Annotated in this window: 24 protein-coding genes and 1 tRNA gene; 15 read left to right on the top strand and 10 right to left on the bottom strand. The window is 59.4% G+C overall.

The features are described from left to right. The first annotated feature begins 721 nt into the window (after positions 1-721). The 5 genes from AB5Y67_RS05155 to AB5Y67_RS05135 all read left to right on the top strand — a co-directional run bounded on the left by AB5Y67_RS05155 (position 722) and on the right by AB5Y67_RS05135 (position 7028). A tRNA-Arg gene (locus AB5Y67_RS05155) sits at positions 722-798 on the top strand. A gap of 383 nt (positions 799-1181) precedes the next feature. Next, on the top strand, positions 1182-2066 hold the full coding sequence (locus tag AB5Y67_RS05150; protein ID WP_199427598.1) for a DMT family transporter: 885 nt from the start codon (positions 1182-1184) through the stop codon (positions 2064-2066). Positions 2067-2171: 105 nt separating this feature from the next. After that, complete coding sequence (locus AB5Y67_RS05145; protein WP_199427597.1) at positions 2172-4109, top strand: methyl-accepting chemotaxis protein; 1938 nt, start codon at positions 2172-2174, stop codon at positions 4107-4109. 501 nt (positions 4110-4610) lie between these two features. Beyond that, entirely contained in the window at positions 4611-6059 is a 1449-nt protein-coding gene (locus AB5Y67_RS05140) for an OprD family outer membrane porin (RefSeq protein WP_005338723.1), read from the top strand. A gap of 141 nt (positions 6060-6200) precedes the next feature. Then, positions 6201-7028, top strand: coding sequence for an SDR family oxidoreductase (locus AB5Y67_RS05135; protein ID WP_064338633.1), 828 nt, complete (start codon positions 6201-6203; stop codon positions 7026-7028). 90 nt (positions 7029-7118) lie between these two features. Here the strand turns inward: AB5Y67_RS05135 and AB5Y67_RS05130 are convergent, their stop codons facing one another. Next, entirely contained in the window at positions 7119-7451 is a 333-nt protein-coding gene (locus tag AB5Y67_RS05130) for a DUF1904 family protein (protein ID WP_064338634.1), read from the bottom strand. 88 nt (positions 7452-7539) lie between these two features. Here AB5Y67_RS05130 and AB5Y67_RS05125 point away from each other — a divergent pair, with 88 nt between their 5' ends. The 4 genes from AB5Y67_RS05125 to AB5Y67_RS05110 all read left to right on the top strand — a co-directional run bounded on the left by AB5Y67_RS05125 (position 7540) and on the right by AB5Y67_RS05110 (position 11129). Further along, on the top strand, positions 7540-8427 hold the full coding sequence (locus AB5Y67_RS05125) for a TraB/GumN family protein (protein ID WP_064338635.1): 888 nt from the start codon (positions 7540-7542) through the stop codon (positions 8425-8427). 136 nt (positions 8428-8563) lie between these two features. Further along, positions 8564-8743, top strand: coding sequence for a DUF3149 domain-containing protein (locus tag AB5Y67_RS05120; RefSeq protein WP_005338733.1), 180 nt, complete (start codon positions 8564-8566; stop codon positions 8741-8743). Between the two features lie 187 nt (positions 8744-8930). Continuing rightward, positions 8931-9512 (top strand): DNA endonuclease SmrA, encoded by a 582-nt coding sequence (gene smrA, locus AB5Y67_RS05115; RefSeq protein WP_064338636.1) that lies wholly within the window; start codon positions 8931-8933, stop codon positions 9510-9512. Positions 9513-9650: 138 nt separating this feature from the next. Beyond that, entirely contained in the window at positions 9651-11129 is a 1479-nt protein-coding gene (locus tag AB5Y67_RS05110) for a carboxypeptidase M32 (protein ID WP_064338637.1), read from the top strand. 136 nt (positions 11130-11265) lie between these two features. Here the strand turns inward: AB5Y67_RS05110 and AB5Y67_RS05105 are convergent, their stop codons facing one another. The 6 genes from AB5Y67_RS05105 to AB5Y67_RS05080 form a co-directional block, all read right to left on the bottom strand. Continuing rightward, positions 11266-11667, bottom strand: a complete 402-nt coding sequence (locus AB5Y67_RS05105; protein WP_005338740.1) for a VOC family protein — start codon at positions 11665-11667, stop codon at positions 11266-11268. Between the two features lie 94 nt (positions 11668-11761). Next, positions 11762-13381 carry a hypothetical protein gene (locus tag AB5Y67_RS05100; protein ID WP_064338638.1) on the bottom strand — a complete coding sequence of 540 codons (1620 nt, stop codon included), beginning with the start codon at positions 13379-13381 and terminating at the stop codon, positions 11762-11764. Beyond that, positions 13378-13938 (bottom strand): PilW family protein, encoded by a 561-nt coding sequence (locus tag AB5Y67_RS05095; RefSeq protein ID WP_064338639.1) that lies wholly within the window; start codon positions 13936-13938, stop codon positions 13378-13380. Before AB5Y67_RS05095 ends, AB5Y67_RS05100 begins: the two co-directional genes overlap by 4 nt. Continuing rightward, the gene (locus AB5Y67_RS05090) at positions 13932-14324 is read right to left on the bottom strand and encodes a prepilin-type N-terminal cleavage/methylation domain-containing protein (RefSeq protein ID WP_005338749.1); all 393 of its coding nucleotides are present in this window, start codon (positions 14322-14324) and stop codon (positions 13932-13934) included. Before AB5Y67_RS05090 ends, AB5Y67_RS05095 begins: the two co-directional genes overlap by 7 nt. Then, positions 14321-14740, bottom strand: a complete 420-nt coding sequence (locus AB5Y67_RS05085; protein WP_005349592.1) for a GspH/FimT family pseudopilin — start codon at positions 14738-14740, stop codon at positions 14321-14323. The genes AB5Y67_RS05090 and AB5Y67_RS05085 overlap by 4 nt, the downstream gene beginning before the upstream one ends. A 1-nt stretch (position 14741) precedes the next feature. After that, the gene (locus tag AB5Y67_RS05080; RefSeq protein ID WP_005343572.1) at positions 14742-15131 is read right to left on the bottom strand and encodes a type IV pilin protein; all 390 of its coding nucleotides are present in this window, start codon (positions 15129-15131) and stop codon (positions 14742-14744) included. Positions 15132-15539: 408 nt separating this feature from the next. Between AB5Y67_RS05080 and AB5Y67_RS05075 the strand changes: the two genes are divergently transcribed. Further along, entirely contained in the window at positions 15540-17084 is a 1545-nt protein-coding gene (locus AB5Y67_RS05075; RefSeq protein ID WP_199427604.1) for a DNA-3-methyladenine glycosylase 2, read from the top strand. Then, the gene (locus AB5Y67_RS05070; RefSeq protein WP_199427596.1) at positions 17081-17554 is read left to right on the top strand and encodes a methylated-DNA--[protein]-cysteine S-methyltransferase; all 474 of its coding nucleotides are present in this window, start codon (positions 17081-17083) and stop codon (positions 17552-17554) included. The genes AB5Y67_RS05075 and AB5Y67_RS05070 overlap by 4 nt, the downstream gene beginning before the upstream one ends. A 67-nt stretch (positions 17555-17621) precedes the next feature. On the opposite strand, the gene AB5Y67_RS05065 is transcribed toward AB5Y67_RS05070, so the two are convergent. From AB5Y67_RS05065 to AB5Y67_RS05055, 3 genes are all read right to left on the bottom strand, one after another. Then, positions 17622-19481, bottom strand: a complete 1860-nt coding sequence (locus AB5Y67_RS05065) for a U32 family peptidase (protein WP_199427595.1) — start codon at positions 19479-19481, stop codon at positions 17622-17624. A 97-nt stretch (positions 19482-19578) separates the two neighbouring features. Continuing rightward, positions 19579-20187, bottom strand: a complete 609-nt coding sequence (locus AB5Y67_RS05060) for a LysE family translocator (protein ID WP_139428824.1) — start codon at positions 20185-20187, stop codon at positions 19579-19581. Positions 20188-20313: 126 nt separating this feature from the next. Beyond that, a complete protein-coding gene (locus tag AB5Y67_RS05055; protein ID WP_199427594.1) occupies positions 20314-21255 on the bottom strand; it encodes a LysR family transcriptional regulator in 942 nt (313 codons plus the stop codon). A 226-nt stretch (positions 21256-21481) separates the two neighbouring features. On the opposite strand from AB5Y67_RS05055, the gene AB5Y67_RS05050 reads away from it, so the two are divergent. The 4 genes from AB5Y67_RS05050 to AB5Y67_RS05035 all read left to right on the top strand — a co-directional run bounded on the left by AB5Y67_RS05050 (position 21482) and on the right by AB5Y67_RS05035 (position 24756). After that, positions 21482-22570 carry a ketoacyl-ACP synthase III gene (locus tag AB5Y67_RS05050; protein ID WP_021230362.1) on the top strand — a complete coding sequence of 363 codons (1089 nt, stop codon included), beginning with the start codon at positions 21482-21484 and terminating at the stop codon, positions 22568-22570. A gap of 253 nt (positions 22571-22823) precedes the next feature. Then, a complete protein-coding gene (locus AB5Y67_RS05045) occupies positions 22824-24038 on the top strand; it encodes a methyl-accepting chemotaxis protein (RefSeq protein ID WP_021230363.1) in 1215 nt (404 codons plus the stop codon). Positions 24039-24047: 9 nt separating this feature from the next. Beyond that, the gene (locus AB5Y67_RS05040; RefSeq protein ID WP_005338778.1) at positions 24048-24416 is read left to right on the top strand and encodes a response regulator; all 369 of its coding nucleotides are present in this window, start codon (positions 24048-24050) and stop codon (positions 24414-24416) included. A gap of 13 nt (positions 24417-24429) precedes the next feature. Continuing rightward, positions 24430-24756, top strand: coding sequence for an STAS domain-containing protein (locus AB5Y67_RS05035; protein ID WP_064338645.1), 327 nt, complete (start codon positions 24430-24432; stop codon positions 24754-24756). The last annotated feature ends 4 nt before the right edge of the window (positions 24757-24760 follow it).

Here is a 24760-nt window from a genome sequence, read left to right as displayed (position 1 = left end):
TGATCTGCGCCGGAGTGCCAGCAGGCCGCAACTGCTACAGGTAGCGTGAAATGGAATCCCGCCCCTAACGAGCTCGATTGTCGGCTGACAACGGGGTGATCTGCACCAGAGAACCCGTTGGTCGGAACTGCTACAGGTATCGTGAAATGGAAATCCCGCCCTAACAAGCTCGATTGTCGGCTGACAACGGGGTATCTGCACCAGAGAACCCGCTGGCCCGAACTGCTATAGGTATCGTGAAATGGAAATTCCGCCCCAACAAGCTCGATTGTCGGCTGACAACAAGGTGATCTGCGCCGGAGTGCCAGCAGGCCGCAACTGCTACAGGTAGCGTGAAATGGAATCCCGCCCCTAACGAGCTCGATTGTCGGCTGACAACGGGCTGATCTGCACCAGAGAACCCGCTGGCCGGAACTGCTACAGGTATCGTGAAATGGAAACTCGCCCATCCAGTGACGACGATTGTTAGCTGACAACGGTCTCGGTGGCCGCTGGCGATCCAATTATCGATATCATGAATGGCAAAAAGGGCAATAGATAAGTCTCGATGAGGTCAGATTGGAGTAAGCAATCGAGGACTAAAAATCATTTTTAGCCGTGTAGTGGCTCCCTACCAAATAATCTGAACAACAAGCACCCAATCAGGCTAAAAAAGAATCTTTCCGACAGCAAAACTACTCAGCTGTTTATTTTTATTAGTATTTTTATATAATGCGCGCACGTCCCAGTGGCACAGCTGGATAGCGCGCGCCCCTCCTAAGGGCGAGGTCGCAGGTTCGAATCCTGCCTGGGACGCCATCTCGTAACCTCATTTCACCCCCAATAATGCATTTGCGCATGCGTTGCAAGCATTATTTTGCGCTATTTCAGCGCTATTCAAATCCAAAAATGCACTTAAACCATTGTTTTTTAACGATATTTTTTATTCAAAAGCTCTTATAACCATCCCCTCCTAAGGGACAGGCCACTGGTTCGACTCCAGTCGGGAGCGCCATATAAAACAAGGGATTAGCATCTTCACGATGCTAACCCCTTGGTCGTTTTTGGCGACAATGAATCCGACCATCCAACCGTAATTACCCTCTCCTTTCTGCGTTCAGAGCATGCGCTCTCTGATAGACTGCTTCTCTTTGGCTTGTCTTTGAGGCCAAGCCCTGTTTCATCTTGCAAAGGAGTGTTGGATGTCCGGATGTTCCTGGTGGGATAGATCCACCGGTTTTGCCTTGCTGACCATTGTGCTGTGGGCCTCGCTGGCGGCGCTGACGTCACGGGTCACCAGCGTGTCACCACTGGTGCTGGTCGGGCTGGTGCTGTTTTTCTGCGGGGTCGGGGCCTTGCCGTTCTGGCGCCAGTGGCGTGCTCGCCCTATTACCTGGCTGGTGACGGTTGCGGCATTGCTGCTCTACCATCTGCTGCTCTTTATGAGTTTTCGCCATGCCCCGGTGCTGGAGGCAAACCTCATCAACTACCTCTGGCCGCTCTGCATCATTCTGTTCACCCCGCTGTTGTTGCCCAGCCATCCACTCCATGCCCGTCACCTGCTGGCTGGCGCCTTTGGTCTGGCGGGTTCCATGCTGGTGATGGTCAATGGCGAGCTGCAACTGCAACAGACCTATCTGCCGGGATACCTGTTGGCGCTCGGTGCAGCTGTCGTCTGGGGGGCCTATTCGGTGCTATCACGCCGTCTGCCACCAGCCCCTGCCGTGGTCACTGCGGCAGCCTGCCTGCCCGCAGGTTTGCTGGCGCTGCTGCTCGCTCGTCTGCTCGAAGGGCCTCTGCCGCTCGCACAGATCCCCACCAGTGACTGGAGTCTCATAATCGGGCTGGCGCTAGGCCCGATGGGGGCGGCCTTTGTGACCTGGTATCTGGCACTGCGAGACGGCGATCCACGCCGGATCGGTGCCCTTGCCTACCTGACACCGCTGCTGAGTACTTTGCTGTTAGTGGCATTGAACGGAGAAGAGCTGACCTCGCGCCATCTGCTGGCCGGTGCACTTATCATGGGAGGCGCCCTGCTCGGTATGCTTGGCCAACGCAACAGCGCTCAGGTATCCCCAGCCAGTTAAGCCGGCAAGATAGGGCTACCTGACCATGCTGTCATAAAAACGCCATCATCCCTGTTTAGGCTCTGGCCACGCTCCCCCATGGTCTGTGCTGACAGGAATTACCCCGTGAAAATCGCCCATTACGCCACCCTATCCTCCCTTGTTTTGTTACTGGTTGCGGGAGGACAGGCGCTGGCCCTCTACCACGGCTGGCAACAGCTTGCCCATACCAATCAGGCCCAGCATCAGCACGAGACGCTGCAACAACTGGTGACAGTGACCCTGCAAAACAGCCTGCGTGACTACCTCAACAGCGGCGATCCGCAACAACTGACAACTGCGGAGAAGATCCGTCAGCAAGCGCTCTCCTCGCTGGCCGCTCAGGATGATGCCGTGGCGGCCCCGCTCAGGCAGCAACTCGAGCAGATGGCGCAGCGCATCGCGCACGACTATCAGGCCGCAGGCAAGCTCTCGGGCAACAGTCAGCTGCTGCTGCAAAATGCGGAGAGTGAGCTGGGCAGCCAGGCCATGGCGCTGATCCGCTATGGGGAGCAAGGCGCCAGCACGGAACAATCTGCCGCAGCACAGCAATATCGCCGTGGTGCAACCGAGATCCTGGCGAGCCTGCCGCGCCTCGCCCATTTGCGCCAAAGCTATATGGAGCAGGGCAATGAGAAGTTGCTCGAAGGGATCCGTTTCGAGCTGGAGGCACTGCAAAAACAGGCCCAATCGCTGCAAGCCTTGCCGCTGCTCGGCCTATATGAAGAGGCGCCCGCCGATGAGTTCACGCTGGGGGAGCCGGTACGAAAGGAGCTGGGAGATCAACCGCGCAGCGAATTACGCTCGCTGCTGGGCCGCTATCCACAGGAGCTGGCCAACAGCCGTGCGGCGCTGCAACAGCAACAGGCTGGCCGCCAGACCGTGCAGCAAGACATCATGGCGATGTTGCAAGCGACCAGACAGATGGGGCAACAACTTGCCCGCGAACGGCAAGCCGTCAATCAGGAGCTGGCCACCATCCTCGGCACGCTGGCGCTCTGTCTGGTGATAGTCGCCCTGCTGTTTGCGCTGGTGCAACGACGTTGGCTGCTCACCCCCTTGTTGCGACTGCGTGGAGCTTTTATGCAACTCGATCAGACGGGGCAGGCCGAGCCGTTGCCTACCGGGCGCGATCGCAACGAGCTGGCCGATATTGTTGCCAGCTACAATCGGCTGATCGGTCGTCTGCAACTGGACCAACAGCAAAAAGAGGGGCAGCTGTCAGCGGTATCCCTCAGTCTGCAAGGGATGGTCAGTCAGGTTGACGAGATCCACCACAGCACCCGCACCACCGAACAGGTGGTCGACGAGAGCGGTCAGATGATGGATGAGCTGAACCAGCTGGCCGGAGAGGTCCATCAGGTCGCCGCCGACATCGCCCAGCATGCCCACCATAACGAACAGGCGATGAGCCAGAGCGAAGATCTGGTGGGGAGCATGCTGCACGCAACTCATCAGACCGGACTGGCGATTGACGAGAGCGATGAGGCGCTGCAAGCCCTCACCCGCTCGGTTGCCGATGTGACGGCCATTGTCGATGTGATCGGTCATATCGCTCAGCAGACCAACTTGCTGGCCCTCAACGCCGCCATCGAAGCGGCCCGCGCAGGGGAACAGGGACGCGGCTTTGCCGTGGTTGCCGATGAAGTGCGTCACCTCTCGGCCAATACCCAGCAATCCCTCAACCAAATCACCGATATTCTGGGGCGCCTGACCCAATCCGGCGAACAACTTGGCACTGTACTGAACCGGATCACCAGCGAATCAAGCCGCCAGCGGGCGCAGGCGGAACAACTGCGCCAGACTACCCAGGCAGTGCGGGAGATCGCCCGCAACACCGCAGTGATCGCCCTGCAGGGCGCCGACAACGCCAAAAGTCAGGAACACAAGCTGGCCAGTTTTGCCGATCTGATCGCCCGTATCCATCAGCATGCCCGTCAGGTGAGTCAGCTCTCGGTGCAGGTCTCCTCCCATATCCACCATCAGGCGCAGCAGATCCCCCGCATCCTCGGCCAGCAAGGCTGAACCCTATTCGCCCCAAATCTTTGCCAGCTCACTTTCCCTCGACCAGAGGGAAAGTTTTTTTGTAGCACAAAATTATCTGTTATCGGCAGGTTAACTGACACCTCTTCCCCCGTACCGGATGAAAACCCGCACTGGCGCTGGCTGCGGCCTCAAGAAAACGCTCTCATCACCGTGATACCTGCCATGAGGCTGTTTACGACCTTGCCCATGATTATTTGCACTCGGTCATACTTTTGAAACGTTGAGGGAACTTTTCATTGATATTTCGCACCGCGAACGTACTCTTGGGGTTGTCCGATAGCCAAGAATCGGAACATAAAAAAACAACATGTGATGATCAGGACTGCCAACTACAGATGTGCCAAGACATCCGGGTTTGCAGGTAGCCAAGACAAGATTTTTTGCCCTTCGGGGTTTTGATTGCAATGCCAATACCGAGCGGTAGGCCCGATGCCAACTGCCGGAAAAAAAGCTAAGTCCATAAAATCAGGAGCAATAAAAATGGAAAAAGTGATCTTCAAGCGCGCCGCTTTGAGTGCCGCTGTGGTAGCCGCTCTGGTCGCCCCCGGTATGGCGTTGGCAGCTCAGGATATGATGAGCCCGGAATACGGCCAGTCCTATGAAACCTTCGTTAAAGACTCCAAACTGACCGGCGGTCTGTTCTACTTCCAGCGTGATCGTCAGCGCATCGATGGTGACCCGACTGCAGCCAAGAAAGAAGGCAAATACCAGTCCAATCTGAGCCATTCCACCGTTCAAGCCGCTCTTAACTTCAACTCCGGTTATGCCTGGGACACCGTAGGTCTGGATCTGGGCGGCTTCGGTGCCTATGACCTGGCCGTTACCGAAAATCACCCGGTCAACCAGGAAAACGAATTCTCCTTCGCTGGCCGCTCTTGGGGCAACAACGCCAAAGATGGCTCCCCTGAAGGTGGTTTCAGCCTCTCCAACGCAGCGATGAAGCTGAAATTCCTGGACGGCGGCATCACTGCCAAGGGTGGTTATACCCAGCTGTATGTCCCTGGCCAAATCGGTGTTAACTGGTCTTATCAGCCGGGTACCTATCGTGGTGGTCAAGTTGAAGGTAACTTCGGTGGCCTCTACCTGACCTACGCCATCGCTGACGAGTACAAGGCCCCCTGGTACAAAGAGACTCAGGTCTTCTCCCGTGCCAAAGCGTGGATGGATCCGTTCGCTGACGAAAACGTCATCGACTACATCCACGGTATCGCAGCCCGTTACACCTTCGAAAATGGCACTGCAGTGACCGGTTCTTTCGGTCAGTCCGAAGGCTACATGGACAGCTACCACTTCAAACTGGCTCACAAGTTTGACGTACTGGGCGGCCTCTCCACCAGCTACCAGTTCTACGGTTCCGAGACCGAGACCTACACCAAGGGCGCTTCCCAGATCGAGACTTATGACGGTCTGGCATGGCAACAAGCTCTGACAGCTGCCTGGGGCATGGGCCCGTACGGCTTCCGTCTGGAAGGTCTGTGGACCAAGGCTGAAGGTGCGGAAGGCAACTACCTGCCCCGTCTGACCCGTGGCTACGCCAACTCCCAGGGTGCCAACGAAATTTGGTGGGACTCCCGCTCTGACTGGAACGCCAACAACGAGAAAGCGCTGTTCTTCGGCGTGACCCGTTCTCTGGATGACCTGGTTGGTGCGCCTGGCTGGTCCGTCGGTGTATCCGGTGCTTACGGTTGGGATATCGAAACCGGTCAAGGCAAGAAAGCAGCCAACGGTGAAGATACCGAATGGGCAGCCAACTTCGATGTCACCTATACCGTGCAGGATGGCAAGCTGAAAGGCACCCTGTTCAAACTGCACTACACCGACTACAACAACGACATCAGCCAGGGCGGCGGTTGGACCGATTACCCCAACATCTTCGCCTCCGAGCACGACGTCAAGTTCCACATCATCATGCCGCTTACCTTCATGTAATCAGGCAATACGATGTCAGCAAACCGGGTCACTTGGCCCGGTTTTCTTTTTGCCGGTTGGCAAGCTAACATGCGAGCCGGATAAGAATTTTACCCGCTCACCTACCCACACGCTTTTGTCAGCAGTCACAAGGACGCCATCATGCCCCGTTTTGTTCTGATCACCGGTTGTTCCAGCGGTATTGGCCTCGCCGCCGCACAGGCGCTGGGGCAGCACGGTTTTACCGTGATCGCCTCGGCACGCAAGGCGGAAGATGTGGCCCGTTTGCAGCAACAGGGATTGCTGGCGGTACAGCTGGATCTGGCGGACCCTGCTTCCATCGAGCTGGGTGCCAGTGCGGCGCTCCATCTGGCGGGCGGGCGCCTCTATGGCCTGTTCAACAATGGCGCTTATGGCCAACCCGGGGCGCTGGAAGATCTGCCCACCGAGGCGCTCAGGGAACAATTCAATACCAACCTGTTTGGCTGGCACCATCTGATCCGTCAGGTGCTGCCGCCGATGCTGGAGGCCAAAGAGGGGAGGATAGTGCAGAACAGCTCGGTTCTGGGGCTGGTTGCCATGAAGTATCGCGGCGCCTACAACGCCAGCAAGTTTGCGCTGGAAGGTTATAGCGACACTCTGCGCCTTGAACTGGCGGGTAGCGGGGTACATATCAGCCTGATTGAACCGGGCCCCATCGATACCCGTTTTCGTGCCAATGCCCGCAGCGCCTTCTTGCGGCACATCGATCCGGCCCAGAGCCGTCATCAGTCGGCCTACCGCCAGACCCTGACGCGGCTGGAAAAAGAGGGGGCCACCAGCGGCTTTACCCTCCCGAGCGAAGCCTGCCTACCGCCGCTGCTCCATGCGCTGACCCACGCCCATCCCAAGGCACGCTATCCGGTGACCACTCCAACCCGGCTGTTTGCCTTCCTGCGACGGGTATTGCCCACTCGCTGGCTCGATAAACTGCTGGCCAAATCGGCCTGACCCCTTGATTGGCGCTAAGCATCCGGCCACCCGGGTGGAGTAGCCGGGTAACGACGTCACCCGACCCGCCAACCTTGTTTATCCCCCTCTTCAATAGTGCTCACCATTGCTGTAGTAGGCACTCTTGACCAAGGGAATCACCTGCACCACCACATAGGTCTGCTCCCCCAGCACCTGCTTCAAATGGAGCGTGATAAGGCGCGCGGCAGCGTCCTGCATCTCCTGCGGCCGTTCGAACCAGTGCAACTCGACAAACGGAAATCCCGCCTCTGGCTCGCCGTTGCGGATCCAGCTGCTCTCCACCCGCTCCATGGTGACAAACTCCGGCTTGCCGCCGGTCAGCTCGCAAAGCTCGGCCAGCAGCGGGCCGCTCACCTGTTGCAGGGTCTCGAGCGCCACGGCGCGAAAACGAAGATGGGGCATGGCAAACCTCTTGGTTATCTGAAATGAGGACTTATCATAGGGGTTATTGTCAGCAAGAGAAGTCACCCGGCGCATATTAAGGATCCCCATGAGATTTCATCGCCCCCTCTTTACCTTCCTGCTCTGCCTGCTGCTACCGCTGCACGCCTTTGCCGATCCCGCCTTCTATCGGGTGAGCAAGGGCAACCAGCAACACTGGCTGCTGGGCTCCATCCATGCGGGCAAGCCTTCCCTCTATCCTCTGCCCGAGCCGGTGGAGCGTGCCTGGCTGCAGAGTCGCGCACTGGTGATGGAGGTGGACATGAACAGCATCACGCCGGATCAGTGGCAACAAACCGGCTCCCTCACCCGACTGGTGGATGGCAAGCCGCTCAAGGATCATCTGCCTGCCGAGCTCTATCAACGCACCCTGATGGCAGGTGCCCGCTATGGCATCGACGAGGCTACCCTCGCCACCCTGCGCCCCTGGTTTGCCGCCATTACCCTGACCCAGGCCGCCATGGCCCGCTCCGACTTCAAAAGTGAACTCGGGATAGACCAGCACTTTGCCACCCGGGCCGCCAAAGAGGGCAAACCGGTAGTGGGTTTTGAAACCCTGCTGGAGCAGCTCGGTTATCTGGCCAGCGTGGGTGACAACCAGACCCTGATGCTCGCCAGCACCCTGGATGAGCTACCGATGCTGGAGAGTGGTTTCGCCGCCGTGATGAAGGCGTGGCAGCAGGGAGATGAGGCGACGCTCATCAATCTGCTCAAGGAGGAGATGGCTCCCCCCCCGCTGCAAAGCTGGATGGAGCAGACCCTGCTGGCCGAGCGCAATCACAACTGGCTGAAGAAATGGTCCACCCTGCCCAATGAGAGCTTTATCGTGGTAGGCGCCCTGCATCTTTATGGCGAGCAGGGGTTGCTGGCGTTGCTGGAGCAGCGAGGGTGGCGCATTACCCCGCTCACCACACCGGGCCCTGTGCAGGCTCGGTAGCAAGGAGTCCAGTGAGAACGATCACAGAACACACTGGTTATTAAACAACCTGCAAGGGAGTTGATCGGGATCATCCCGGACAGGGCAAAGAGGTATTTATCATGCCTGTCATCAACCGGGTGACAGGAGCAATAAAATGGACTTTTGGCTGGACCTGATGTTTGGCAACAGCGTGGGATTGATGTCGATGCTGGTGATTATCGGCACCTTCTTGCTCATCAGCTCTTACGCGGCCTACTTCATCTACAAGGTGATGCACTCGCAACCGCCTCATTCACAGCAACCCCATTCTCAACAACCCAAAGAGGGAAAATAATCCTCTGACCACAGGCGGCAGCTCACACTGACCGCCTGTGCTGTTTTATGGTTCGCGACTGTGATTCCCGGGCCAGACTGCACCAGTGTCCATGCTGGGGGCCCCTTATCCCCTCCCCCTTTCCCCGTTTTCTGTGCCGGTTACGGCCGTTATAATGGCCCCCACTTTTTCTTATGGGGAGCCTGCCGTGTCTCATAACGACGAACTCTCGCTATTCATGAATGAAGTGGCCGACGTGCGGCGCATTCGCAGCGACAACATCCATCCCCATGCGGCCAAATCCGCCCCAACCGAGGCGCAGCTCGCTCGCCGTCAGGCTGCCACCGCCGAGCAACTCACCCTCGACCACCTCACCATGGAGGCCATCGAGATGCGCGATCCGCACGAAATCGTCGGCTTCAAGCGCGATGGGGTGCAGGAGGGGGTCTACAAGAAGCTGCGGCTCGGCAAATACGAGCTGCAGGCCAGCCTGGACTTGCACCAGAAAACCCTCAATGAGGCGCGCCAGACGCTGGTGCAGTTCATTGCGGATTGTGAAGTCCGGGATATCCGCTGCCTGCTTATCCTGCACGGCAAGGGGGAGCGCAGCACCCCGCGTGCCCTGCTGAAAAGCTATGTGAGCGCCTGGTTGCCGCAACTGCCCGCCGTCATGGCGATCCACAGCGCCGAGCGTCGCCACGGCGGCAGCGGTGCTCTATACGTGCTTCTGCGCAAAAGCGAACGCAAAAAAGCGGAAAACCGCGAACGGCACCAGAAGCGGCTCGGCTAATCCGCGTCTCGCCACCACACCTTTGGCTCGCCTGCATGATGGTGGTCAACTATAGAGCGGCGGTGTTAGCATCGAACGGCCCCGATCATGCCAGGTACGGGGCGGCATACCATCAGGGACGATAACAAGGACAATCCCATGTCATATCAAAAGCTTGAACAACATCAGCAGCAGATCCACCGCTTTAGCCACCTCGCCGCTATCTGCGGCTGGGATCAGGCAGCCATGATGCCGGAAGGGGGCAACGATGCTCGCGCCGAAGCAATGGCCGAACTCGGTCTGCTGATCCACCAGAAGCGCACCGCTCCCGAGCTGGGCGACTGGATTGCCAAGGCCGAGAGTGAGCCGCTCGATGAAGTGCAACGGGCCAACCTCGGCGAGATCAAGCGCCAGTGGCAAGATGCCAGCCTGCTGCCCGGTGAGCTGGTCGAAGCGCTGTCGCTCGCCGGCAGCAAGTGCGAGCACGCCTGGCGCAGCCAGCGCAAGAACAACGACTGGGCCGGCTTTGCTCCCAATCTCGAGGAGGTGGTGAAACTCTCCCGTGAAGTGGCACAACTGCGGGCCGATGCCCTTGGCGTGCGCCCCTACGACGCCATGCTGGCCCTCTATGAGCCCGGCATGACCAGCACGCGCCTGGATCAGATCTTCGGCGATCTCGCCAGCTGGCTGCCGGCTCTTATCCAGACCGTGAGTGAACAGCAGAAGGGCGATGCCCTGTTGCTGCCGCAAGGCCCCTTCCCCATACCGACCCAGCAAGCGCTCGGTCAGGAGGTAATGGGACTGCTCGGCTTTGATTTCGCACATGGCCGCCTCGATGTGAGCAGCCACCCCTTCTGTGGCGGCGTGCCGACCGACGTGCGGATCACTACCCGCTATAACGAGCAGGAGTTTGTCTCCAGCCTGATGGGCATAGTGCACGAAACCGGTCACGCCCGTTACGAGCAGGGGCTGCCGCGTCATCTGCAGGGTCAGCCGGTGGCCGAGGCCCGCTCCATGGCGATCCACGAGAGCCAGAGCCTGTTTTGCGAGATGCAGCTGGGGCATCATCCGGCCTTCCTCGCGCTGCTGGCGCCACGCATTCGTCACCACTTCGGCGAGCAGGCGGCGTTTGCGCCGGACAATCTGGCCAGGCTCTACAGCCGGGTCGAGCCGGGCTTTATCCGGGTCGATGCGGACGAGGTGACCTATCCGGCCCACGTTATCCTGCGCTACGAGCTGGAGCGCGATCTGGTGGAAGGGAAGATCGAGGTGGCCGACATCCCCGAGCTGTGGGACGCCAAGATGCAGCAGTGGCTGGGGCTCTCCACCAAGGGCAACTACCGCAATGGCTGCATGCAGGATATTCACTGGACCGACGGCTCGTTTGGCTACTTCCCGAGCTACACCCTGGGCGCCATGTATGCCGCCCAGCTGCGCTTTGCCCTCGAGAAAGAGCTGGGCAGCATGGGTGAGGTGATCGCGGCGGGCCGCCTGCCGGAGATCTTCGGCTGGCTCGGACGCAACATCTGGTCACAGGGGAGTCTGCACAGTACCGACGAGCTGGTGCGCCGCGCCACCGGTGAAGCGCTCAACCCGCACTGGCTGCGCCAACATCTGGAACAGCGCTACCTGAAGTAATGAGCGCAGTAAGCTAACAGCAGAACGGGGCCCTTTTTAGTTGACCACTACAGGGCCCCCTTTTTTATGGCGGTTCATTTTTATGGCGATGCATGGCACAGCACGCCGTCACGGCAATGCTGTAAAAAGAGAGGGTTCAGAGGGGGTCCGGGGAACCCAGCAACTCGCGCAGTTGCAGGATATTGCCCTCTGGGTCGAAGGCGTTGCGCACCACAAAGCCGGGCCCTGTCCACTGCTGTGGCAGCAAACCGCCGCCGAGATCCGCCGCCTTCGCTTCCGCCCAGGCGAGGCTGGATACGGTGAAGAACAGCTTGATGGCCCCCTCTTCCCGCAGTGCTGGCGGCCGCTTGATAACGACTTGCCCGGCATAAGGCTCAGGAATGGCATGGATCAGCAGCTGGATATCGCTGTTTTCCAGCACTACCAGCTGCTCATCCTGACTACAGACCACCATCTGCAGCAATGTACGGTAAAAGTGGGTCAGCAGGCCCGGATCCTTGGCATAGATCAGGGCACCGGCGCGAGCGGGGCCTGGCATGGAGCACTCCTCAACAGTGAACGGCTGGGTGGACAGATCTCCACCTTCTCACAGTTGCACGCCCCATTCGATCCTTTTTAGCGGCTCACCAGCCTCATTGCACAAAGTGCCACTGCCGCAGTGCCAGCGTCGGAGGCGGCCCCTGATCGTCCCCCAGATCTGCCATGCCCAGCGCCTCGTCGTAGTGCACACCGCCAGCACCGCTCTCGGTCAGGTGTTTTGCCCGCACCGCCCCGTACAGCCCGCCACTACCGCTGATCTTCATCTCGGTCAGCGGGGCATAGAGGGCGGCATAGAGCGGGGTATTGCCCGACAGCTTGATCCCATCCTTGCCGCTATACGCGGAATAGAGGGAGATAGCAGGCGTACCGCCAGTGGTCAGCCCCTGCTTGGCTGCCGTCACCTCGGCACCGGCCCCGAGATCGACCTTGCCGCTGACGATCAGGGTCAGGCTGCTCCCCTCGCTCACCGTCAACTTGTTGCTGCCAGTCATGGTGAAATCCTTGTCGATCAGCAGCACCACATCCCCCTTGATGGTGAGACTGGCATCGGCCCCCATATTGAGGCTGTCGAGCTTGTAAACGGTCTGCTCCTTGCCAAACAGCTCCCCCTTGCCGGGTAGCGGCAGGTCGGGCTTGTGCTGGTTGCTGCTGGTGACCGAGCCAGTGGCAGGATCCGTGGTCAGCACCATCTGCTGGGTGGCGCCCAGCGTCAACGGGCCATTCAGCGGCAGATTGGCCAGCTTGGGAGAGTTCGGCAGCGCGGTCACATTGAGCGGGTCACACACCTGCCCGGCCACGGGTGGCAGCTTGGGATCGTTGCGATACTCGGGATCCAGATACTTCTGGTTCTCCTGATCTTTAAAAAAGCCAGCACCACCATAACTGAGTTTGCCGCTGTCGATACTGGTACCCCAGTCCATGGAGACATTGCCATTGACCGCCACCTGACCACCGATGCGCCCCCCTTTCAGGGTCAAACTGCCGCTCCCTTTCACATTGCCGGAAACCCGGACAATCTTGTCCGAAGAGGGGGAGATAATGACGTCGCTCCCGGCATTCACGTTGCCGGAGATGGGAGAAGATCCGTTCAGGGTCACGGAGCCGGTCGCCCGTACATCGCCCCAAATTGGCGAATTGCCGTCGAGCACTACATTGGCCTTGTCACTGACGGTCGCCACCTTGGCATTCTGCTTAATGTTGGTGCCGCCATATTTGCCCTTGCGCGAATCGTAGCTGTCGATAAAACCGCTACCGGAGAGGCTGAGCCCTTCGCATGCCACCACCGAATCCTGAAAGATGAGATTGCCGGGCTCGCGCTTGAGGGCAAACAGCGCATTAAGGCTGGCATTTCCCTCCAGATAGCGGCCATGGCTCTGCAACGCCAGCTTGCTCCCGGCGGAGGCATCCAGCTGATCTATGCTGAAGCGGCTGCCCGCCATGGCCCCTTCGCCCTTGCTTGGCACCTTCTGCACCAGTTGAGCCCACTCTATCCGTGGTTCAGCGCCAAGGGCCTGATGCAGGGCTCGATAACTCTCGTTCATCCCCTGTTCGGCACTGAGCTGTGCATTGATCTTCTTGTGAAAATTGCCGCTCAGGCGAGTCTGCAACTGGTTCTCCTGAATGCTGGTAAACACCAGCAGACTCGACAGCAGGCTCACTACCAGCACCACCAGCAGTACGGCTCCCCGCTGCCCCTGCAATCCCTTGTTCATCCCGTTCCCCCTGCTGTGGCGTTGGCACCGGATGTGGACAACGCTGCCGCCCAGACCGCCTTGCGGCGGGCCACCTGCACCTCGACTCCCGGCGCCAGATAGCTGGGCAGCCCTTCGGGCAAGATGCGGATATTGACCAGCGCCCCCTGCTGGCCGAATTCAAGATCCTGAAGATGGGCCAGCAACAGGCGCGGGCCATCCCCGTCATCGCAACTGAGTACCGGCGGCGTGAAGCGGTACTGCTCGGTAAAATCGGCGGTTTTCTGGTTGCCAAGGCAGGAGAGCACCTGACTGCCCCCCTCTACCTTGAAGGCCAGCGTCAGGCGATCAGGGGTGACGGCTATCAGCTGATCCGCCTGCTTGATGCTGTTGGTAAAGGTGAGAGTGGCAAAGCGCAGCACTTCGTTCGCCTGCTCCAGCGCCTTGCTCTGTTCGACCGTGCTCTTGATCGGGGCGTAACCGGCAAAAATCGCCAGCATCAGCATCAGACCGAGCACCATGGAGATCATCAGCTCGACGAGACTGACGCCTCGTTGCCGTGAGGGGACGCTCAGCATAAAGGCGGAAATCCTGCGTTCAGCTCCACCCGCTTGGCGCCGGAGACCCGCTCATCCTGCCACTCGATAGCGACCACAAAGTTGTCGCTATAACGGTTCGGCAGCACCAGCCGGTGGCCATCCTGCAGGGTGAAACGGGCAAGAAAATCGGCCTGGGTGAACCGCTCGGGCTTGCGCTGCACTTCACACAGCGAACTCCAGATCTGCTCCACGCTGTTGCTCGCCTCGATCGTAGCCAGCGTGCTCTGCAAGCTGTAATGCGCCTGCTGCAACGAGACCACTTGCCCCTTGGCGAGACCGAGAAACACCATCACCGCCAACACCATGGAGACCATGATCTCCACCAGATTGAAGCCTTGCTGGCGGGCAAGTGCGGCGTATCTCATGAGCAGCTCCCTTGCAGCAGCTGGCCGCTCGGGGCCACGCAGAGCACCCGCTGCTCACCGAGGCGATTGGCCAGAATGATCTCGGCGTGGCTGCTGCTGCCGGTTGGCGCGATCTGGATGGGGTCAAACGGCTTGATCACCACGCCGCCACCGGGAGCTGATGCCTGACGCAACCGCTGGCTGTCGGCCATCACCTCCCAGCCACCGTTCTCGGTGCCCTGCAGCACCACCGGCAGGGTCAGCTTGACCGCTTCACTGCGGGCAAAACGGTAGGCAGACGCGAGCTCGGTCGCGCTGCGATCGAGCCGTTCGGCCGCGAGGCGCTGACTCATGGAGGGCAACCCGACCAATAGCAAGATGGCGGCGATGCCGACCGTGATCATCAACTCAATCAGAGTAAATCCGCGCACATTCATCTTATGATCCCCAGCAGTCATGGCGATTGGCCGCGCGATAACCGGTCTGATCGAGGGTCAGAGTGCCGCACTCATCCTGTTGTCGCGTCGTTGGAATGGCTTTGAGCAGGTAGTCGCCAGCATCTTGCTGGCTGTAGCTGAACTGGTAGAAATCCGTGTTGGAAGGGGTAGCAAACGTATCGGGATAACGGCCCTGTTGGGTATAGATACGTTCGAGGGCGAGCGCCTGCTCCAGCAATTGCTGCTGCGCTTCGTAACGACGTCCCTGTTGCAGATAACCCTGATACGCTGGCAACGCGATGGCCGCGAGAATGCTGACAACCGTCATGGCGATCAACAACTCGATCAGACTAAACCCACGGCAATGGGGCCATGCCTTACAGTCGTTCACTTATCATCCTTGGCAAGTGTTGTTATTGGTCGGCCTAAGGCCGCAGATGTGATGACTTAATAATCATCAAAAATTAACTGACTCGATTGAACAACACAAAATCGCCACACTCAACGTAAAAAAGATAGTTATGTGATCTGTTATTAATTTTTAAGCAGTTTTCGCCGCCACTAATCTCGCTAAGCAAATAAAGCTAAGCCAATCGTGCCTACGACCCGTCCGTTATGCCCCCTTCTGTCGAGCCGGGACATATGAATAACAGCGTGACGAAGAGTGAAACCCGGCCGTGCAATGAAAGAGCAAAAAAACCTTTTGCCAATTTTTGCTATCTCTGTCCGTTTCTGGCTAGTCATGGCCCCCGAGCCCCCTTACTCTCTTGCCATCTATTCCAGCAAAGCCGCCAACACCATGAATGCAAAGCCAAGCCCAGAGTCGTCACAAGATGAGGTGATCAACACCCTCAGCCGCGAACAATGTCACGCCGCACGGCTCGCCCGCGACGCTCGCTTCGATGGCCGCTTCTTTACCGGCGTGCTCTCGACCGGCATATACTGCCGACCGGTCTGCCCGGCACGTCCACCGCACGAGCACAATGTTCGCTACTTCCAAAGCGCCGCGGCCGCTGAGCAGTATGGGCTGCGACCCTGCCTGCGCTGCCGCCCAGAGCTGGCCCCCGCCGCCCGTGGCGATCTGCCGGTTGAACTGGCACGTCTGCTGGCGCGCATCGATCGCGGCGAGCTGGCTGAGGGCACGCTCGCTGAACTCGCCGCTGAGGCAGGGATCAGCGAACGCACCCTGCGCCGCCAGTTCGAGCAACATCTAGGCGCCTCGCCAAAACAGGTGGAGCAAACACGCCGCCTGCTGCTTGCAAAAAGGCTGCTGACCGAAACCGGGCTGCCCATCACCGACATTGCGTTTGCCGCCGGATTTGCCAGCATCCGTCGCTTCAATGACGCCTGGCTCAACGCCTACGGACTGGCCCCGCGCACCCTGCGCCAACAGGAGCAGCACGATGACGCGCCAGAGCACATGAGTGCGCAGCCGCGCGGCGCAACCCTGACGCTGCAGCTGCCCTACCGCCCCCCGTATGATGTGGCGGCCATGCTGGCGTTCTATCGGCTGCGGGCGATCCCCGGGCTGGAGCGGGTAGATGGCGAGGTGTACGAGCGGCGCTACCGGGTAGGCGATCAGGTCGCGCTGGTGCGTATCGCGCAGGGCAAGGGGCACAGCCTGCAACTCACAGTCCATGATCTGCCGCTCGCAGCGCTGCCCGATCTGCTCTACCGGGTGCGCCGGATGTGGGACCTCGATGCCGACATGCAGCGGATCGGCGATCGGCTCGGTCAGGATCCGCTACTGGGCCGTTTGCAGACACGCTGGCCCGGCGTACGGCTGCCGGGAGGCTGGGACGAATACGAGGTGATGCTGCGCGCCATCGTCGGCCAGCAGGTCTCGGTCAAGGGAGCAATTACCATACTCGGGCGACTGGTGGCACGCACCGAGGCACAATTCGGGGTAACGCAATTGCCGACCCCCGCCCAGCTGTGCGAACTCGATCTCGACGGTATCGGCATGCCCGGCAGCCGCATTCGCACTCTGCGGGGAGTGGCACAAGCACTGGCCAGCGGTGAGCTGACCCTCACTACGGCCAGTGACGAGCAGTTGCTGGCGCTACCGGGTATAGGCCCCTGGACGGTCTCGTACTGGCGGCTGCGCTGCGGGCTCGATACCGATGCCTTCCCCGCCTCTGATCTGGTGCTGCAAAAAGCGCTGGGGGGTGGCACCAAGCTGCCGGTGAAGGAGGTGTTGGCGCAAAGCGCCGCCTGGCAGCCGTGGCGCAGCTATGCGGCAAGCTGGCTGTGGCACGCCATGAGTGAAGCGCCCAATTTGCTGCTCCATGCCACCGGCAACGAACAACAGCCAGATAACCAACCACAGGAGATAACCCCATGATCCGCTACGATATCCTGCCGACCCGCTGCGGCAATCTGCTGGTTGCCATCAACGAGTATGGCTTGGTGCACGTGGACTTTGTGGCGGGCCTGCGGGCACTGCCCGATATGAGTGGCTGGCAGCAAGATCACGAAGCGCTGGCTCCCTTCCTCGCCGAATTTGACGCCTATTTTGCCGGTCGCTTGCAGCGCTTCTCCCTGCCCCTTGCCGCCCGTGGCACAGCCTTTCAGCAGGCGGTATGGCAAGCGTTGTGCGACATCCCCTACGGCGAGACCCGCAGCTACAGCGATATTGCCCGCGCCATCGGCAAACCCGATGCGGTGCGGGCGGTGGGTGCGGCGAATGGCCGCAATCCGCTCTCGATCATCGTCCCCTGCCATCGGGTGATCGGCCAAAACGGCAGCCTGACCGGCTATGCGGGGGGATTGGAGATTAAAAAAGCACTGCGGGCGCTGGAGAGGGGCAATTAAAGGAGTCTGAGTAGAGCACCTGCGATAAAAAATGCCCCTTTTCCAGATGGAGAAAGGGGCTCATTGATCAGCGTTTCAGGCTGCCCATCACATGCATTTCGCAGCGGTTACAGTCAAAACGCAGGCGGAAGGTGTCTTTACCCATCTTGAGTTCCAGCGGCTCGGCCTTGAGACCTGGCACCTCGTTCGGGCAAAGGTTCTGGCTATAGCGGATGCAATGCTTGGTGATCATCAGCACCACTTCCCGCTCCTCCTTGTTCGCCTCATAGGCGGGAGCAATGCGCTCTACCCCGTGCTCACGGAAGAACTGTTCGGCCGCGCTGTTCAGCACATTGCCAAGGTAGGAGAGACGGTGCTGGGGATAGTTGATATCCCGCAGGGCGATACGTCGCTCGGGGCGCTGGTAGCTGGCCACCCGCGCCGCCTCCAGCGCAGCGATGCCATCCCGGCGCAAACCGTTGAGCTGTGATGCGGCGATAAATAGCGGCCTCGTTACTGCCAACTCAATCTTGCGCGCCACAAACAGGGTATTGCCGAGTTTGCCAAGCTGATCACGCGCCTGTTGCAGCGCCCGCTCCGGGTTGTCGGCAGGCTGTTTGTCGCAAGGCAGGGTCACCGCGGCGCTGATGCCCTGCTCGTCGGTGAGCGTGAGGCGCAATCCCTCATCACACTCTGCCAGCACCATATCGACCCGGATGCGGCGATCCGCGCTGGCCTTCTCCAGCATCTTGCTGAACGCCTGATCGTGGTTGCGGTAGATTTCGGTGCCCACCTTTAGCCCCGGCATGCGTTCTGACAGGAGTAACTGCTTACCTTCGACCTTGTTGAGACGCATCCCCACCAGCTCGTTGTTCGGCTTGAAGAAGCCCAAACCGTCGCCGTTGTTGAGGGTGACCGGTTTGCCATCAATCTCGATACCGTCACGGGTCACCTTGGTGACACGCCCCAGCGGTTCGCCCACATATTTCGGGCTTTTGGTGGAGTCGATACCCTGCTGGCGACCATGGAGGAAATAATCGGTGCTGCCGCGGTTGAAACTTTTCTTGGGGTCAGGCGTGAAGCTGTAGCTGCAACGACCTGCCGAGGCGGCCACCAGATCGGAGCGGCTATCCAGAATGGCGTCCAGCTTCTGGCGATACCAGGCGGTAACGTTCTTGACGTAGTCGAGCCCCTTGAGTCGCCCTTCAATCTTGAAGGAGCGGATCCCCGCCTCGATCAAGGCCTCCAGGTTGTCGGTCTGATCCATATCCTTGAGCGACAACAGGTGGCTGTCGGCCACCAGCACTTCGCCATCCGGCTTTTGCAGCGAGCAGGGCAGACGGCAGAGCTGGGCACACTCACCTCGGTTGGCACTGCGACCGGTACGGGCATGGCTGATGTTGCACTGGCCGCTGTAGGAGACACAGAGCGCGCCGTGGATAAAGAACTCCAGCTGCACATTGGTCGCTGCACTGATCTCGCGGATCTGCGCAAGAGACAGTTCGCGCGCCAGCACCACCTGAGAGAAACCCACATCCTGCAGAAACTTCACCTTCTCCGGCGTGCGGTTGTCGGTCTGGGTACTGGCATGGAGCGCGATGGGAGGCAAATCCAGCGCCAGCAGCCCCATATCCTGCACGATAAGCGCATCGGCACCGGCTTCGTAAATTTGGTGGGTCAGCCGCCGGGCCTGCTCCAGCTCATGATCGTGCAGCAGGGTGTTGAAGGCGACAAAGACCTGGGCGCCGAAACGGTGGGCGTGACGTGCCAGCGCTTCGATATCCTCGATGGAGTTGCCCGCCGCACTGCGGGCGCCAAAGGCAGGACCGCCCATGTAGACGGCATCGGCACCATGGTTGATGGCTTCGATGCCGTAGGCGAGGTTCTTGGCCGGAGCCAGCAGCTCCAACCGGTTGTTGTGGCTTAACGGGTGCTTGTTCTGGTGCATGGTCTCGGGATCAGGGCGGACAGCAAATGGGCGCTACTCTAGCCCATTCACCGCCTGCGTGCCTTGATCCCGCTTAAGGTATCCGCAAAATGCAGGATTAGATAACCACCTTGAGTGCCAGTCCCAGCAGCACCAAGCCGCTCACCTTGTCGATGACAAAGGATTTGGCTTTAAGCCACGCCAGCACAGGCCCGCGCGAGAGCACCAGCGCCACCAGCACGTACCAGACGGCATCGATCCCGCCAGCGGTGAGCATCATGATGCCCCCTTCGCTCCAACCGGTATCGGCCCGCACAAACTGGCTGAACAGGGCGATGAAGAAGACCGCCAGCTGGGGATTGAGGAAGGCCACCATAAAACCTTCAAAGGCCCCTTGCCGACCACGCAGCTGGTGCACCTCTTCACTCGCTTCACCACTGGCTGGTTTTGCCAGCAGGGCTTTCACCCCGAGCCAGGCAAGAAACGCTGCACCGCCGTAGCGGATAAGATCAAACAAGATCGGGGTCTGGGTGATCAAAATGGAGAGGCCCAGTGCGGTAACCAGCGCATAGATACCAACCCCGAAGCCATGACCGAGCGCAGTGGCGACGCCGTGCCCCTGCCCGCCCTGCACCGTGTTGCGGATGATCAGCGCCAGACTCGGCCCCGGGCTGATGGCCCCCATCACGCAGATTGCGGCCAGTGCCAGCCAACTCGTCAGTTCCATGCTTTTCCTCTTTTGTGTTCGATATGATGACCTGCACTCAGGGTACGGGCTGAGCCATTATGCCAGTAGTGAAAGTTATGAATAGATTCCATAACCAATGGCTATGGTGCCACACAACTGACTGGGCTAACCGCCGAGATCGAGCAGCTTGTGACTCTCGCCAACGGTGCGTTGCAGATGATCCCGCAGGAAGGGGTAGGCCAGCTCGCGAAACCAGCGGTGGGCCGGATCCTGATGGTGGCGCTGATGCCACAGCAGATGATACTGCTGGTCGCGGGTAGCAAAGGGCAGATCGACAAAGGTGAGCTCATGGTCGCAGGAAAGCTGCCAGGCGATATGGGCCGGGGTGGTCATCAGGCAATCGGTGCGCAGCAACACCTCCACTGCCGCCTGAAAGAAGGGGACTCTGGCAAACCAGCGCCGACTCAGTCCCTGCGGCGCCAATACCTGCTCCACCGGGCTGTCCTTGTCGCCACCGCCACTCACCTGCAGGTGAGGCCAGGCGAGATAGTCATCGAGATTAAGCGTCTTGCCTGCCAGCGGGTGATGACATCCCATCAGCACCGCCAGCCGATCTTCCCCCTGATGCAGACCTCGGATCTGCTCCGGTACCTGCTCGGTGATGGTAGAGACCAGATCCAGCTCGGACTGCCACAACTGCGGCAGCTGACGCTTGTCCCACAGGCTGTACTCCAGCGCCGCCAACGGCGCCTCTTTGGCGAGCGCGGCACAGATATCGGGCAGGATATGCTGGGCCACATAATCGGAGGAGGCGAGCCGAAATACCCGCTCGCAGCGGCTAGGGTCAAACCCGGGGGCCTCGTAGAGCCGCTCCAGCGCACCGAGAGAATCCGCCAGCTGGGCGGCCAGCGCTTCGGCACGCGGCGTCAGCAGCCAGCGTTGCCCCTCCCGCACCAGCAACTCGTCATCAAACTCGTTGCGCAACTGGGCAAGCTGCTTGCTGATGGAGGGCTGACTCAGGTGCAGCAGCTCGGCGGCGCGGCTGATATTACGGGTCTCCAGCAGCACCTTGAGGGTCGGCAACAAGTTGAGATTGGCTCTGAGCAAGGAGATCCCCTCATCGGTGGTGAAACGCTTATCTTAGGGCAGAGGAGTCCCGCGTTTTAAGCAAAATTTCCAGCCATGCTCAGCACGTTGTAGCCCTTTGCGACCAGATGGCACAGCTGAGCCCCCCGCACATAACCATGACCACAAGATGACAGTGGTTGTCTCGTACGGCATAATTGCACGATTTTCCGCCCGCGGGCGATCCACTTTGAGAAGCGGTAACAAGATGAAATACGCCAATATCACCGGCTGGGGCAAATGCCTGCCTCCCTCTGTGCTGACCAACGACGACCTCAGCACCATCATGGATACGTCAGACGAGTGGATCTATCCGCGCACCGGCATCAAGGCCCGCCGGATCTCCCATGTCAGCACCTCGGATCTCGCCACCCTGGCCGGTCGCCGCGCGCTGGCCTGCGCCGGTCTGGAAGCGAGCGATCTCGATGGCATCATCCTGGCGACCGCAACCCCGGACAACCTGTTGCCAAGTGCCGCCTCTGCGGTGCAGAAGAAGCTCGGTGCCGTCAATGCCGCCGTGTTTGATCTCAATGCTGCCTGCACCGGTTTCGTCTACTCCCTCTCCGTCGCCACCTCGCTGGTGCAGACCGGCATGATGAAGAAGGTGCTGGTGATCGGCGCCGAACGCCTCACCTACCTGCTGGACTGGGCGCGCCGCGATACTGCCGTGCTGTTTGGCGATGGTGCCGGTGCCGTGGTAATCGAGGCGAGCGAGCAGGAATGTGGCCTGATCGCCAACAAACTGGGCTGTGACAGCGAAGCGCGGGAGATCCTGCACGTACCGAACTTCGGTACCGATCGGGTGCGTTTTGCCGATATCGATGGGCTATTCACCTTCAACTTCGAAGGGCCGGAGATCTTCAAACGCGCCGTGCGCGGCATGGGTGAGGCCACTAGCACTGTGCTGGCGCAGGCCGGTATTGCGCCGGAGCAGGTCGACCTGATCGTTCCCCATCAGGCCAATATCCGCATCATCGAGACCCTCGCCAAACGGATGAATGCGCCGATGGAGAAGGTGATGGTCAACATCGAAAACTACGGCAACACCTCCGCCGCCACTGTACCCATCGCCCTGTGCGAAGCGCTTGAGCAGGGCCGCGTCAAGCCGAACTCCTATCTGCTGACCGCTGCCTTCGGTGCTGGCCTGACCTGGGGGGCCGCCATCATCAAGTGGGGCGATCGCGTCACCCCTATCAAGGCGTGCGATGCCGAACTGCCCCCGTGTGACAAGAGCGCGCTGGAACTGATTGCCCACGCCGTGGAAGGGTGCCAGAAGGCTCACGCCAACGAGGCTTGATCCTCATCAGGAGCCTGAATCCTCAGGCTCCCTCTCTCCTTTTCATCCCCACCTGGTTCTTCCCCCCACTTCGCAAGCCACTTGATACGGCAATCGCTGATACAAACAACTCCGATTTGCAGCCAATTAATTTTTTTCCGCTAACCTTATTGTGCCAACTATAAATAAAGAAAAGAGCGTCAAGGGGCACCATGACTGTTTCGGTCCCGCGCCTTTACCTCTTACCAAATAATTGCACAGGGATAAGCTACGTATGGCACAACACAAAAGTGGCGTGAACACACCGCTTTGGGAACCGGTTTGCTGGATTTGCTGCATCGGGCTTGCTCTGCTGAGCTGCCTGTTGCTGCAGCTAGCCGATGCGCTGTCACCTCTCTACCTGCTGCTCAATGTGCTGGTTGGTATTGCCGCCGCGCTCTGGACATCGAGTCACTTCCACCAGCACACACTCCGACATCGTGCAGGAGAGGAACAAACCGTCGCAACCGATCCTCTCGCCCACTCCATCATCGGGCTCGAACAGGTGTGTGAGAAGGCTCTACCTATCTGGTCCCAGCAAATTGAAAGCTCTCGTCAACAAACCGAAGCCGCGATGATTGACCTGACTCAACGCTTCAGCGGCTTGGCCAACAAGCTGGAAGAAGCAGTCAATGCTTCTCATCTGGCAGCCGGAGAACTGGGTGATGCCAATTCCCGTGGCATGGCAGGAGTCTTGAGCGAGAGCCAGCAGCAACTCAATGAGGTAGTGGCCATCCTGCACTCCGCCCAAGCCAATCGGGACGCCATGCTGGGTGAGATAAAAAGCCTGACCACCTACACCATAGAGCTCAACACCATGGCCATGGATGTGGCCAAAATCGCCTCCCAGACCAACCTGCTGGCCCTCAACGCCGCCATTGAAGCGGCTCGTGCAGGGGAAGCAGGCCGTGGCTTTGCTGTGGTCGCTGATGAAGTGCGCAACCTTTCCCGCCTCTCCAGCGAAACCGCCCAGAAGATGACCGACAAGGTAGACACCATCAATACTGCTATCGGTCGCGCCTTCCAGATTGCCGAAAATGCTGCCGCACGGGATCACGCCTCGGCGCTCAATTCGGAGCAGACAATCGAACAGGTGCTGGCCCGTTTTCGCCATGCCACTGACAGCCTGGCGGAATCCGCCTCCCTGCTGCAAAACGAGAGCACCGATATCCATCGCGAAATCTCCAGCGTCATTGTCTCGCTGCAATTTCAAGACAGGGTCAGCCAGATCCTCAGCCACGTCAGACAAAACATGGAGAGCCTCTCCAGCCATCTGGTTGCTTCGGAGCAGAGCAGCAATGCGACAGGGCCAATCCAGATCGATGCCAATCGCTGGCTGGCAGAGATGGAGCTCTCATACGCCACCGACGAACAGCGCAATATTCACCATGGTCGCACCACCCGTTCTGTCAACGCGCAGCCAAGCAGCGCCGACATCACATTTTTCTAGGAGAGAGATATGGGCAAAACGATCCTGATCGTGGATGACTCGGCAACTATTCGCCAAGTCGTGGGCATGACCCTCAAGGGCGCCGGTTATGAGGTCATGGAAGCCTCTGACGGCAAAGATGCGCTCAACAAACTTGATGGCAAGAAGATCAACCTGATCATCAGTGACGTCAACATGCCGAACATGGATGGCATCACCTTCGTCAAGGAGGCCAAAAAGCTGGCCAACTACAAATTTACCCCTGTCATCATGCTGACCACCGAATCTCAGGACAGCAAGAAGCAGGAGGGACAAGCCGCAGGAGCCAAAGCCTGGGTGGTCAAACCCTTCCAGCCCGAACAGATGCTTGCCGCAGTCGCCAAGCTCATCATGCCGTGATCCGGAGCGCATCATGCAACTACAGAGCGAGCTACTCGACAACAAGGTAGTGGTGACCATGCCGGACGAGATCACCATTTATACAGTCAGCGAGCTGAAAGATGCTCTCTCACCCTTATTGCATCAGGGGAACGAACTGGAGCTGAATCTGGCAACGGTATCCGAGATAGACAGCGCCGGGCTGCAACTGCTGCTGGCAGCGAAGAAAACCGCTCTGCAGCAGGGCACCTCCCTGGCACTGGTCTGGCACAGCCATGTTGTGCTTGAACTGCTGGAGCTCTGCCAGCTCTCGGCCTTTTTTGGCGACCCCACCCTCATCACCCATGGCGAACGGCCCTGAGCCA

This window comes from Aeromonas sp. s12 (assembly GCF_040907925.1).
GTDB lineage: Bacteria > Pseudomonadota > Gammaproteobacteria > Enterobacterales > Aeromonadaceae > Aeromonas > Aeromonas veronii.
The sequence above is the reverse complement of the archived record's forward strand: the minus strand, read 5'-3'. Positions and strand labels throughout refer to the sequence as shown.